The 12,313-nt window shown below is 47.7% G+C and carries 12 protein-coding genes and 1 rRNA gene; 5 read left to right on the forward strand and 8 right to left on the reverse strand.

What is annotated here, in order from left to right; genetic code table 11:
• Nucleotides 1–119: ribosomal RNA gene (locus tag CBX96_RS09825) — 16S ribosomal RNA — on the reverse strand; the annotation flags it as partial.
• Nucleotides 120–745: 626 nt separating this feature from the next.
• Here CBX96_RS09825 and CBX96_RS09830 point away from each other — a divergent pair.
• Complete coding sequence (locus CBX96_RS09830) at nt 746–1,210, forward strand: RNA-binding protein (protein ID WP_109286558.1); 465 nt, start codon at nt 746–748, stop codon at nt 1,208–1,210.
• Nucleotides 1,211–1,221: 11 nt separating this feature from the next.
• Here the strand turns inward: CBX96_RS09830 and murI are convergent, their stop codons facing one another.
• The gene (gene murI / locus CBX96_RS09835; RefSeq protein WP_109286559.1) at nt 1,222–2,043 is read right to left on the reverse strand and encodes a glutamate racemase; all 822 of its coding nucleotides are present in this window, start codon (nt 2,041–2,043) and stop codon (nt 1,222–1,224) included.
• 141 nt (nt 2,044–2,184) lie between these two features.
• On the opposite strand from murI, the gene trmA reads away from it, so the two are divergent.
• The gene (gene trmA / locus CBX96_RS09840; RefSeq protein ID WP_109286560.1) at nt 2,185–3,282 is read left to right on the forward strand and encodes a tRNA (uridine(54)-C5)-methyltransferase TrmA; all 1,098 of its coding nucleotides are present in this window, start codon (nt 2,185–2,187) and stop codon (nt 3,280–3,282) included.
• 69 nt (nt 3,283–3,351) lie between these two features.
• Here the strand turns inward: trmA and fabR are convergent, their stop codons facing one another.
• On the reverse strand, nt 3,352–3,966 hold the full coding sequence (gene fabR, locus CBX96_RS09845; protein WP_011070594.1) for an HTH-type transcriptional repressor FabR: 615 nt from the start codon (nt 3,964–3,966) through the stop codon (nt 3,352–3,354).
• Nucleotides 3,967–4,109: 143 nt separating this feature from the next.
• Between fabR and CBX96_RS09850 the strand changes: the two genes are divergently transcribed.
• The 3 genes from CBX96_RS09850 to mnmH all read left to right on the forward strand — a co-directional run bounded on the left by CBX96_RS09850 (nt 4,110) and on the right by mnmH (nt 7,501).
• The gene (locus CBX96_RS09850; RefSeq protein WP_109286561.1) at nt 4,110–5,216 is read left to right on the forward strand and encodes a fatty acid desaturase; all 1,107 of its coding nucleotides are present in this window, start codon (nt 4,110–4,112) and stop codon (nt 5,214–5,216) included.
• A 96-nt stretch (nt 5,217–5,312) separates the two neighbouring features.
• Entirely contained in the window at nt 5,313–6,371 is a 1,059-nt protein-coding gene (gene selD, locus CBX96_RS09855; protein ID WP_109286562.1) for a selenide, water dikinase SelD, read from the forward strand.
• Nucleotides 6,371–7,501, forward strand: coding sequence for a tRNA 2-selenouridine(34) synthase MnmH (gene mnmH, locus CBX96_RS09860; protein ID WP_109286563.1), 1,131 nt, complete (start codon nt 6,371–6,373; stop codon nt 7,499–7,501). The genes selD and mnmH overlap by 1 nt, the downstream gene beginning before the upstream one ends.
• A 77-nt stretch (nt 7,502–7,578) precedes the next feature.
• Here the strand turns inward: mnmH and CBX96_RS09865 are convergent, their stop codons facing one another.
• The 5 genes from CBX96_RS09865 to nudE all read right to left on the reverse strand — a co-directional run bounded on the left by CBX96_RS09865 (nt 7,579) and on the right by nudE (nt 12,158).
• On the reverse strand, nt 7,579–9,441 hold the full coding sequence (locus CBX96_RS09865; RefSeq protein ID WP_109286564.1) for an MFS transporter: 1,863 nt from the start codon (nt 9,439–9,441) through the stop codon (nt 7,579–7,581).
• Entirely contained in the window at nt 9,432–10,043 is a 612-nt protein-coding gene (locus CBX96_RS09870; RefSeq protein ID WP_109286565.1) for a TetR/AcrR family transcriptional regulator, read from the reverse strand. Before CBX96_RS09870 ends, CBX96_RS09865 begins: the two co-directional genes overlap by 10 nt.
• Before the next feature lie 230 nt (nt 10,044–10,273).
• On the reverse strand, nt 10,274–10,717 hold the full coding sequence (locus CBX96_RS09875) for a GNAT family N-acetyltransferase (protein WP_109286566.1): 444 nt from the start codon (nt 10,715–10,717) through the stop codon (nt 10,274–10,276).
• Nucleotides 10,718–10,723: 6 nt separating this feature from the next.
• Nucleotides 10,724–11,536, reverse strand: coding sequence for a 3'(2'),5'-bisphosphate nucleotidase CysQ (gene cysQ / locus CBX96_RS09880; RefSeq protein WP_109286567.1), 813 nt, complete (start codon nt 11,534–11,536; stop codon nt 10,724–10,726).
• A gap of 70 nt (nt 11,537–11,606) precedes the next feature.
• The gene (gene nudE, locus CBX96_RS09885; protein ID WP_109286568.1) at nt 11,607–12,158 is read right to left on the reverse strand and encodes an ADP compounds hydrolase NudE; all 552 of its coding nucleotides are present in this window, start codon (nt 12,156–12,158) and stop codon (nt 11,607–11,609) included.
• Nucleotides 12,159–12,313 lie beyond the last annotated feature (155 nt).

Consider the following 12,313-nt stretch of genomic DNA (forward strand, 5'->3'; position numbering starts at 1 on the left):
TACTCACCCGTCCGCCGCTCGCCACCTCAGGAGTAAACTCCCTTGTGCTGCCGCTCGACTTGCATGTGTTAGGCCTGCCGCCAGCGTTCAATCTGAGCCATGATCAAACTCTTCAATTAAAAGTTTTGTGAATCCGAAGATTCGACTCAATGAATTCTGAATCGACTTAACTTAATAAGTCGTTGTACATATTGCTATGAACACTCATTCATTGATTTAATTCTTTGATTACTCGCCAAACGGCAGAGTAATTTCGATTAACTCAACACCTGTGAGTGTCCACACAGATTTGCTTGATAAATTGTTAAAGAGCGTTGACCATCGCCTTATCGCAAGTGATTTCAGCGTGTCAGGGCTGCGTATTTTACGCATTCCCGTTTTTGCGTCAAGTAGTTTTTGCAACTTTCTTTTCGCTCATCGAGGAGTAAATCACTCGGTGAACTGGCACTTGAAACTGCGTATCGCGGTCTGCCGTGTCAGTGGATGCGCATTATAGGCAGCAGAACTTTTTACGCAAGGGCTTTTTTCGCTTCTTCAAATCGTACGCTGATATTTTAAACATCATGTCTATTTTTTATCTATTTCTGCTTTGTTATTCGATTTAAAAGCGAATTTTTATCTGAGAAATGATAAATCACGCTCAATTTTTCGGCAGCGGTCTAGTGTAAAGGTAAATAATTCATTACCATATGACTTGCTGTTAACAGTTATTTATCATTTTCTATTTCATTCAGAGAGCATTTATATGCAAAAGTCATTTCTTATTGTTTTGGTTATTGCCATTCTCGGCGCAATCGCGCTATCTCAGTTTGCAACTACATTACCTGCGTACATCGCTTTTGTTGCTGGCGTTATCATTACTACTCTCGTTTTTAAATTTGTCCCTGAGACAAACCAAGCTCAAGGTGCAGATGAGCAATATGTTGGCCCAACTATGACACTCTATGTAGGTAACTTGCCTTATCGTGTCCATGAGGGTGAAGTAAAGGTTCTGTTTGGTGAGTTCGGCCCCGTCAACTCAGTACGATTAGTACGTGATCGTAAAACGGGACGTCGTAAAGGGTTCGGCTTTGTGGAAATGTCCGAGGCTGGTGCTCAAAAGGCGATGGTCAAGTTGAACGATTATAACTTCCAAGAAAGAACCTTGAAGGTTAGAGAAGCGAAGACTCAAGATTCGGAAGCTGCCGACCGTACAGGTACCGATGAATAATCCGCGTTAATTTATCCGTTTGAGTTGATTGTGGTGATTCGCTCTAGGGTTGAAAAGCCACAATCGACTAACGTAGTCGCTAATCCCTCACGGATTTCTGCTTTAGTATAAAACGCCTGCATAAGTAAATTACTGTGCGCGTCTTCTTCCTGAACTTGCTCATCACTCTTAGTCTCAGCCAACAAGGTTTTGACTCGCTTGGCGATAGCCTCTCCAGAATCGAGCAAGGTGACACCTTGGCCTAATACCTGTTGCAGTTCATCACGCAGCATGGGGAAGTGAGTACATCCAAGCACCAAAACATCTAAGTCCGCTTCGACTATTGGTGATAGCACCTGTGTTAACCGCGCCATATCTAATTGGCCCGTGGCAATCTTCTGTTCGGCCATCAGCACTAATTCGGAAGATCCGAACAGCTCAACGTGGCAATCATCGGCAAATTGGCTGATGAGTTCGTAGGTATAGTGGCGCTTGACCGTACCAGGAGTGGCCAGCAAACCGATACGCTTACTTTTAGATAACTGCGCCGCGGGTTTAATGGCGGGGACAACACCCACCACAGGAATAGATAGAGTGGCACGCAGCGCGGGCAGCACAACAGTACTCGCGGTATTGCAAGCTACGACAACAATGGCAGCGTGGGTACGCTCGACAACTTGGTCGATGAGCGCAACACAACCCGAGATAAGTTCCTGCTCTTCCAATTCGCCATAGGGCAATCTGGCATTATCGAATAAATAGCAGTAATCGTGATGTGGGAGCAGTTTGCGAATTTCGGCTAATACGGATAGACCGCCGATGCCAGAATCGAATACTAATATTGGTTGCGACAAGCCCGTCTCCAGTTAATTCGTTGCCCCATGCGCGGGCGGATTTTCCCACAGCTTTGCTCAAACCGCAAAACCAAGATGCTGGACATTCGTGTCACCTAGTATAAAATTTGCGCCCCAATTTACAGCCACGGTGAATCGACAATGAACTTAGCAGCAATGGATCCCACGACCTATGATGCGCAACTAACGGCAAAGCGTATCAAGCTAGAGCAGGCCTTTGCCCAATTTGAGACACCGAGTGTTGAAGTGTTTGCCTCAGAACCTGCCCACTATCGGATGCGTGCCGAGTTTCGCGTATGGCACGAGGGCGACGATTTATACTATTACATGTTCGATAAAGTATTGAACGACAAAGTTCGTTGCGATCAATACTTACCCGCGAGTGCCTTAATCAATCAGATGATGGCGGCTCTGATCGCCGAGTTAAAACCGAACCACAGCTTACGCCATAAACTCTTTCAGGTTGATTTTTTATCAACGCTCAGTGGTGAGATTTTAGTGTCACTGCTGTATCACAGACAGCTTGATGATCAATGGCGCAGCGAAGCCGCTGCACTTAAAGCCAGATTGAGCAGCCAATTTAAGGTCAATATCATTGGTCGTGCGCGCAAACAGAAAATCGATTTAGATAAAGACTTTGTGGTTGAGTCACTGCAAGTAAATGACAAAGTTTTCCATTACAAACAAATCGAAAACAGCTTTACCCAGCCAAATGCCAAAGTAGCGATCAAGATGTTGGAGTGGGCTATCGACGTGACTCAACACAGCCAAGGCGATTTACTCGAACTTTACTGTGGTAATGGCAACTTCTCCATCGCGCTGGCACAAAACTTTAATCGCGTGCTCGCGACCGAGTTGGCTAAACCTTCAGTCGATGCTGCCCAGTACAATATTGAAGTCAACAATATCGATAATCTGCAGATTATCCGTATGTCGGCGGAAGAATTTAGCGATGCGATGGCGAAAAAGCGCAGCTTTAGACGCTTAGAAGGCATAGACCTGGATAGCTATGTCTGCAACACCATTTTTGTCGACCCACCACGAGCAGGTATCGACCCTGCGACGTTGGAGTTAGTGCAAGGTTATGAGCGGATCCTGTATATCTCTTGTAATCCCGACACCTTGAAAGACAATTTGCAGCAATTAAATCAGACCCATAAAGTCACCCGTTTTGCCCTGTTTGATCAGTTCCCTTATACCGATCATATGGAAACAGGTGTACTGCTTGAGCGTCGTTAAGCGACTCTATGTACCTAAAAATAAAGGAGCCATTGGCTCCTTTATTTTTAGGCTAAATCACAATTTCACTTAACGATGCTCAACCTTATGTTGTAAGGCTTCGGCGCCCTTCGCCACCATACGTAATTGCATCACCAGTTGATCGGCAAGCACTTTACGATCGGCACGCTTCATATCGAGTGCCGACGCTCCGGCGTTAAACACTAAGGTCACGAGCGCTTCAGCCTGTGCTCTGGCCAGCATAGGCGTACGGCCCGCTGTCGCTTCGGTGTAATGGGCCAGTTCAGAGATAAAATGTTCAATCTCACGGGCTACCGCCGCACGGAAGGCCGCCGAAGTCCCTGAACGCTCATGTAGTAAGATTCTGAAAACGTTTGGATTAGAATCAAGTACTTCCATAAAGGTATCCACAGAAATGCGGATCACGCTGCCCCCGGCTTCGGCACGTTGCCGCCCCTTTCGCATCATCTGTCTTAGGGTTAGCCCGCCTTCGTCGACCATGGTCAACCCGAGCTCATTCATATCCTTAAAATGACGATAAAAGGATGTGGGCGCAATGTTGGCTTCCCTCGCCACCTCTCGCAAGCTTAAGCTAGAGAAACTTCGCTCAGCACTGAGCTGGTTAAACGCCGCATCGACCAATGCCCGCCGAGTTTTCTCTTTTTGCTGTGCACGAATACCCATTCTTCAATCCGCTAACTGAATGTAATGACGCGATAATACCGCTTTTGCGTCTGAAACACAGCCCCACCCATCTTGACCAAACAAGATTGCTAGGCTAAATTAGCTTACAGTTGTACGCTCAAATGCGGATATTGGAAACTATAATGAATAAACCCCCTATCATCTGGCTAAATGTCATCCTCTTTAGCCTCACCTTCCTCAGTGCAGTTATCCTCGTTCCTTGGTATGGCCTAACCCAGGGTTTCGGCGCCAGCGAATGGATTGCTTTTGTGGTGTTAGCCTTTGCAAGTGGTCTGTCGATCACAGCGGGTTACCATAGACTCTGGTCGCACAAGGCCTATAAAGCTCACCCTGCGGTACGTTTCCTCTACGCGCTTGGCGGTGCATTAGCATTACAAAACAGTGCATTACATTGGGCATCCGATCATCGTGTGCACCATAAGCATGTCGATGACAATGATAAAGACCCCTACTCGGCTAACATGGGTTTCTGGTACAGCCATATCGGTTGGATGCTGCGTGAATACCAAGCCCAGCGCTACCATGACTACCAAAACGTGCGTGATTTGCAGAACGACCGTATCGTGATGTGGCAACACAAGCACTATCTCGCCCTCGTCATTCTGATGAACATTGGTTTGCCCGCGCTACTCGGCTGGTTCACTGGCAATATCGCAGGGATGTTGCTGATGGCAGGATTACTGCGCTTAGTCGTTGTGCATCACTGCACCTTCTTCATTAACTCCCTCGCCCACGTGTGGGGTAGCCAACCTTATACCGATAAAAACACCGCCCGTGACAACGGTTTTCTGGCGATGTTGACCTACGGTGAGGGTTACCATAATTTCCACCATATCTTCGAAAACGATTACCGTAACGGCATTAAGTGGTGGCATTACGATCCGACTAAGTGGTTGATTAAGGCGTTATCTTGGGTTGGCTTAGCCAAAGACTTACGCACCAGTCCACAGGAACGGATTGAGAGCGCACGCTTACAGATGCAACTGCTGAATGCCAAAAATAAAGTGATCCATCTGCCCAATGCCGATGAAGTGATTGAGAAAATCCAACAGGAATACGAGTTAATGAAGGAACATTTACTCGAATACTATCAGGCGAAAAAGGCGCTATTAGAAGCAAAGCGTAAGCAACTGGTCGATCAACAGTTGTTACTGCAAGTCGAAGAATTGAAGACACGATTCCTGACTCAGCAAAAAAGCTGGAAGAGCCTCACGGCAAGTTATAGCTAGACCACAATTCTCGGTAAAAATCATACGGCCGCCTTGCATGGTGGCCGTATCCTATTATGATGATGCCTCAATCACTTTTTACAGGATGTAGGGCTCATGTCGAATTCCGCTGTATCTTCCGCCGATAGCATTAAACTCACAGAATATAGTCATGGTGCCGGCTGCGGCTGTAAAATTTCCCCTAAAGTACTGACCACGATTCTTGCCTCGCAGCTGCCTGTATTCACCGATCCTAACCTGTTGGTTGGCAATCAAAGCCGTGATGATGCCGCCGTTTATAAGCTCAATGATGAAATCGGCATTATCAGCACCACCGACTTTTTTATGCCTATCGTAGATGACCCCTTTACCTTCGGCCGTATCGCTGCCACCAATGCCATTAGCGATATCTATGCCATGGGTGGCACGCCCATGATGGCGATTGCGATTTTAGGCTGGCCAGTGAACAAACTCCCCGCCGAGATCGCGCAGCAAGTAGTCGATGGCGGCCGTCAAGCCTGTATGGAAGCAGGGATAATGCTGGCCGGTGGTCACAGTATCGATGCGCCTGAGCCAATCTTTGGCCTTGCGGTCACAGGGCAAATCGCCCTGACGGATTTAAAACAAAACGATACCGCAAAAGCAGGCGATCGCTTGTATCTCACTAAACCCATCGGTATTGGCATTCTCACCACGGCACAAAAGCAGAAGAAGCTCAAAGATGAAGATAGCCAAATTGCAGTCAATGCCATGTGCCAGCTCAATAGCATAGGCGCCAAAATCGCAAAGATTAAAGGCGTGAACGCCCTCACCGATGTCACAGGTTTTGGGCTTGCAGGCCACCTACTGGAAGTATGCCAAGGCGCTAAACTCACCGCTAAACTTGACCTCGATTCGGTACCACTCTTGCCCCGCGCTCTCGACTATCTAGCGCAAGGCTGTATACCCGGTGGTACCCATCGTAACTTCGACAGTTATGGCGAACACTTGCCCGCACTTACCGATCACCAAAAAGCCATTTTGTGTGACCCGCAAACCAGTGGAGGCTTGTTAGTGGCGGTGTCGAATGAAGCCGAAGCGGAACTGGTGGCACTGCTTAATGCCCATCAGATTGAGCCTATCTGCATTGGTTCGCTAGAAACGCCCACCTCCACCGCCAATGTGGTGCTGTGTTAATGACAACTAAGCTCATCCCCGCCCAGCAATACCACGATATTTTTATCGCTGGGCAGCCATTAATCGACTTAAGAGCGCCAATCGAGTTTGACCGCGGCGCTTTTCCTTCCTCGGTAAATCTGCCTTTAATGGTTGATAAGGAAAGGGAAAAGGTCGGCACTTGCTACAAAGAGCAAGGACAGCAAGCCGCGATAGCCCTAGGTCATTCCCTCGTACATGGCGTGGTAAAACAGCAGCGTATTGATGCTTGGTTAAACTTTTTATCGGCCCACCCCCAAGCTTATCTTTACTGCTTTCGTGGCGGGCTACGCTCACAGTTAACTCAGCAATGGTTGCAAGAAGCAGGCGTTACTGTGCCTTATGTCCAGGGCGGCTACAAAGGCATGCGCCAATATTTAATTGGTGTGATTGAGGCGGCGCCAAGTCTGCAACCCTTGCTAAGCCTGAGCGGTATGACGGGAAGCGGTAAAACCGATTTTTTAAAACGACGTAAAGAAGCAATCGATCTCGAAGGCATAGCAAATCACAGAGGCTCGAGCTTTGGAAAAAACATCGACCCACAACCGACGCAAATTAACTTTGAAAATCGGCTCGCCATTGCCCTGTTGCACCATCAATTAGGCAATCACGCCTGCTTGTTGCTCGAGGATGAAAGCTTTTTGATTGGCCGCTCGGCGCTGCCGCAAAGCTTTTATAGCGCCATGCAGACAGCCGATATTGTGGTACTCGAAGAAGACGATGACATCAGGCTCACTCGCTTACTCGATGAATACGTTCATAAAATGCACCGAGGATTTATCGAGCGTCTCGGCTTAGAGGCAGGTTTCGAAGCCTTTAGCCACTACCTATTACAGAGTCTTGGCAGCATTCGCAAACGTCTTGGCGGTAAGCAATATCAAGAGCTGCAAGACATCATGCAACAAGCACTGTCTCAGCAACTTAATCAAAACCAAACCTCACAACATTTGGCCTGGATAAGTCTGCTACTGCACAAGTATTACGACCCCATGTACGAATACCAGTTGCAGAAAAAAGCCGGCAATATTCTGTTTAGAGGGAGTCACCAAGCCACGCATGAGTGGCTGGATAACTATCAGCGAGACACTATCAGCGGAATAACAATCCGTTGAATAGCCAACACTCAAAAGGCTAAAAACAAGAAAACCGTGTGCTAACTGCCACGGTTTTCTTTATCTATCTCGTTAAGTTAGGACTTATTGAGTAGATTCGCGACACTATCCCTGAGCGAGTGTCGATCAGCATTTTGTCCATCCACCACATCCGTTAAGCTCACCGATACCTTGGACCAAAAGCGTTTCGGCATTGTGGTCAATGCATGGCCATCCTTATGACTAAAGTAAGAGCCCCACAGGCCATTGAGCGCCATAGGGATCACGGGCACGGGATCGCGGGCCAAGATTTTATCGATACCGGGACGGAACTCACCAAGTTCACCATCGGGGGTTAAGCGGCCTTCGGGGAAGATACATACCAATTCGCCATTCGCTAACGCCTCATGAATCGATTCAAAAGCTTGATTGTAAGTGGCCTCACTCTGACGCGGCGAACAAATCGGGATCACCCCAGCATGGCGGAACAGGTATTTCAGCACTGGGATTTCACTGATGGATTTATCCATCACGAAACGAATCGGCCGGGTCGAGGCCCCCATAATGATCAACGCATCCACATAGCTCACATGGTTACAGACGATAATCCCTGCACCTTCCTTAGGGATCTTTTCTCGCCCAGTCACAGTCACCCGATACATCACATGGCTGAGTAAGTAACTGATAAATCGTTGTGTAAACTCAGGCACCTGCGAATACACGTAAAGCGCAACCACAAAGTTCATCACCGCCAGCAGTAAGAATAACTGTGGAATACTCCAGCCAGCCACACCGAGTAACAGCATAGACAACAACGCCGACGCCACCATAAACAGCGAGTTCATAATGTTATTCGCGGCAATCGCTTGCGCACATTCACCCTTAGCGGAGCGCGCTTGAATAAAGGCATACAGAGGCACGATAAATAGACCACCGCTGACACCAATCATAAAGAAGTCCAGCATCACTCGATAATGCTTCGGCTCGGCAATAAAGGTCTGTAAGCCATAGACAAACTGCGCATCCGCAGGTGCGGGAGGAATCGCCCAAAGTAAGTCCACACCAAACACAGTTAACCCAAGCACCCCAAAGGGCAACAAGCCTAACTCCACATGGCCAAAGGAAAAACGCTCACAGACAAAGGAGCCCACCGCAATCCCGATAGAGAACATCCCCAGCAACAGCGACACTACAGTCGCGCCTGAGTGCAAATGCAACTTGGCAAAGTTAGGGAATTGGGTCAGATATGTGGCCCCCAAGAACCAGAACCAGCTAATGGCGAGGATAGCCATCCAAATAGAAGGCGTTTGACGCGCCTTCTTTATGGTGCGCCAAGTGCCTGATAATGGCCGAAATTGGATTTTTTCTACTGTGCCCTGCGGCGGTAAAGCAGGGATCGCGCGGCTAGATAAATACCCCGCCAAGGCAAGACTCGCGACCGTGATGGCCGACCATAGGGTGGCATTATTTTCAGACACTAAAATCCCGGCACTCAAGGTACCAATCAAGATAGACAGAAACGTCCCCATCTCAACCCAGGCGTTGCCCGTCACTAACTCATCCTCTTTTAAGGCTTGAGGTAATAGGGAATATTTGACTGGCCCAAAATAGGCTGACTGACTACCAGTTAAAAACAACAGTAATAACATCATCATGTAATTTTCGCTCACGATGGCCGCAGCGGCGCTGAACATAATGATGACTTCGAGCAGTTTTAAGCGACGGATAAGTTTGGCCTTATCCATATTGTCGGCCACCACGCCTGCATGGGCCGAAAACAGGAAAAACGGCAGAATAAAGACCCCCGCCGCCAAATTGACAAACATATCGACACTAATTGGTAAATCGTTGACTTGGCTGAAGGTAACCAGCAGCAACAACACATTTTTATAGATATTGTCGTTAAGCGCCCCCAGACATTGGGTAGCAAAATACGGTAAAAAACGTTTTGTTAGCAGCATGATGCTTCCCTCTGATAACCCATTCCCTGTAAATACCCTGTCACATGACTTTCTAACAAAGCGGGTAAAGATGCCGTATCGGCAAACAATTTATTATCCAGTGATAAGGCGGTGAGGCCGTGAATGCCGCCCCAGAGTACTCGGCTCATTTGGAGTTGCTGCTCTGTAGTCTTATTGGGGAACAACAGGGCTAACTCACGTTCAATTAAACGGAATAAACCCGCGATAAGTTGGCCTTGGGATTCGGGCAAAGGTTCACAGTCGAGTAACTGCAGTTCAAATACCAACTTAAAACATTGGCGCTGTGCATGGGCAAACTCAGCGTATTTTTGCGCCATGCTGATGATTTGATTGCGACTATTTTCTGCATTTACCTCGGAAAGCTCATGCATCAGTGCCTGCAACGTTGCCTCAGAAACGGCTAACAGAAGGTAGTTATAGCTACCAAAGATATTGATTAAGGTACTCGGCACATAGCCAATCTGGCTAGCAATCTTGCGTAAACTCAGTTCTTGTGTCCCTTGCTGTTGCAGCAATGCCATTGCCGCCTCTACTGCCATAGCACGAATCTCATCATGACTATGTTCTTTGCGTCTCGCCATAGGTCTCACTCCCTGTTGAATGCAGTGAGATTAACAGCCTCAAAAATAAAAAACAACGTTCAAAATAAATTTATTTTGCGTACAGCATGAAATAAAAGGCATAAAAATGAGGGAAGAAGGGCTAATTTTGAGGTATTCGCTCGATGGGAACCTTGGTATAAATTTAACTTTTAGCGCATAAAAAAACGGCGCCCTCAATCGAGGACACCGTTTCGACATTGAACTTTTACCTAGCGGCAGTGATAACTCATCACGACCCTATCAGCCCCATCGCCAAAATAGTCCGTTTCGAAGTCGGTATCGACAAATCCTAAACGCTGATATAAACCATGGGCAGGATTATGGGGATCGACGGTTAAATCCACCCGCTTCACCTGAGGTGGTAGTTGGGTTAAACATTGTTGGATTAATTGTTTACCAATGCCTTGGCCGCGGGCTTGCTCACTCACCGCCACGGATAGAATCCACATACAGGCAGGGTCGCTACTTTGAGCGCAGAGCAAATAGCCTAAAAGCTCCCCGCCATCATCTAGGGCAACCAGAAACTGCTCAGGCCAACAATCAAACCCTTGGCGGAAGAAAAAATCGGGATAACAATGATCGCCAAAGATAGCCTGCTCAAGTTGAAAAACATCGGCTAACTCTGACTTTGATACTGGACGGATAGACTGCATGTAAAACTATTCACCAATTAAAATTTTATCCCACTCTAAATTGGGCGCACCAACAACAATAAAGTTAGGATTTTCAAGCGTTTCACGCTCGTTATAGGTTAAAGGCTGCAGCTCGGTATCCATTAGCTGGCCACCCGCTTCCTCAATAATAATCTGCGCGGCGCCGGTGTCCCACTCACCTGTCGGCCCGACTCGCACATAACAATCGGCGCGTCCTTCGGCAACCAGACAACTCTTTAAGGCCGCACCGCCCATGACCACCAGCTCACAGTGCTTAGGCTGATTGAACAGGGTCAACACAGATTGAGGGTCCTGACGACGACTCACCGCTAACCTTAGGGAAACTTGCTCACGGTGCTCAATTTGCCGACTGCTAATACGCACTTCTTGCTTATCGGTCCGTTTATAGGCACCTAATCCCGCGATGGCGTAGTAACACACCTGCGTCATCGGCACATACACCACACCCATGACAGGACGATTGTGTTCCACCAGCGCGATGATCACCGAAAAGTCACCACTACCGGCAATAAACTCCCCCGTGCCATCAAGAGGGTCGACTAACCAATAACGTTTCCAGCATTCACGCACGCTTAGGGGAATATCGGCAGCCTCTTCAGACAGGATAGGAATATCGGGCGTCAATGCGGCTAAGCGTTCACAGATCAGCTTATTCGCCGCTAGGTCCGCCGAGGTGACAGGGGTATTATCAGACTTGGTTTCTCGCTCAAAATTACCCTTGAGGTAAATCTCACGAATAGTGCGACCCGCATCCGTTGCTATCGCAATCACCTCGTCGATTAACTCTTCTGGCTTCATAACCACTCCAATCGCAAACTTCGCGAATGATTTACAAGCACTCAGTTGCTGAACGCTTTAACGAAAAAGATTATTTAAGTTGTAGGTGTTTCTGCGCTAAAAACAATGCGCTCACACTACGAGATTCGGAAAAATCGCTATTATCGAGTAACGCTTCCCACTCGGCCAACGCCCAAGGCACGACACCTATGGGTTCTGGCTCATCGCCTTCGAGGCGGCTTTCATATAAATCTTCTGCTATGAAAATTTGCATCTTGCTAGAGAAATAACCCGGCGCAAGGCTAAGTTCTTTCAACAGTGTCAGCTTACGCGCCCCAAAACCGATTTCTTCCTGCAATTCTCGATTGGCCGCTTCGATAGCTTGCTCACCTGGGTCTATTAATCCCTTAGGAAAACCTAGCTCGTAATTGTCGGTGCCAGCAGCATACTCACGGGCTAACAGCATGTTACCTTGATGAATGGGCACCACCATCACAGCGCCACGACTACCACCTTTCATCCGCTCATACTGGCGCTCGACACCGTTAGAGAATTTAAGATGGACCTGTTCAATTTGAAACAAGCGGCTCTTAGCGACAACTTCGGTATGTAAGATTTCCGGCTTATGGTGCCGCTGCGACATAACTGCCCCTGGATAAAAATAGCAACAAACTAACTAGGATAAGTGACAATCTTACTATCCTGTCTTTAATCTACAACCTGAATTTAGTGCGGCTATTCCAAAGACCACCATCCAAGCCATGGGATTTAAATCACATACTCAGCCACGACAAAGGA

It is taken from the genome of Shewanella sp. BC20 (assembly GCF_003129585.1).
Taxonomy (GTDB): Bacteria; Pseudomonadota; Gammaproteobacteria; order Enterobacterales; family Shewanellaceae; genus Shewanella; species Shewanella seohaensis.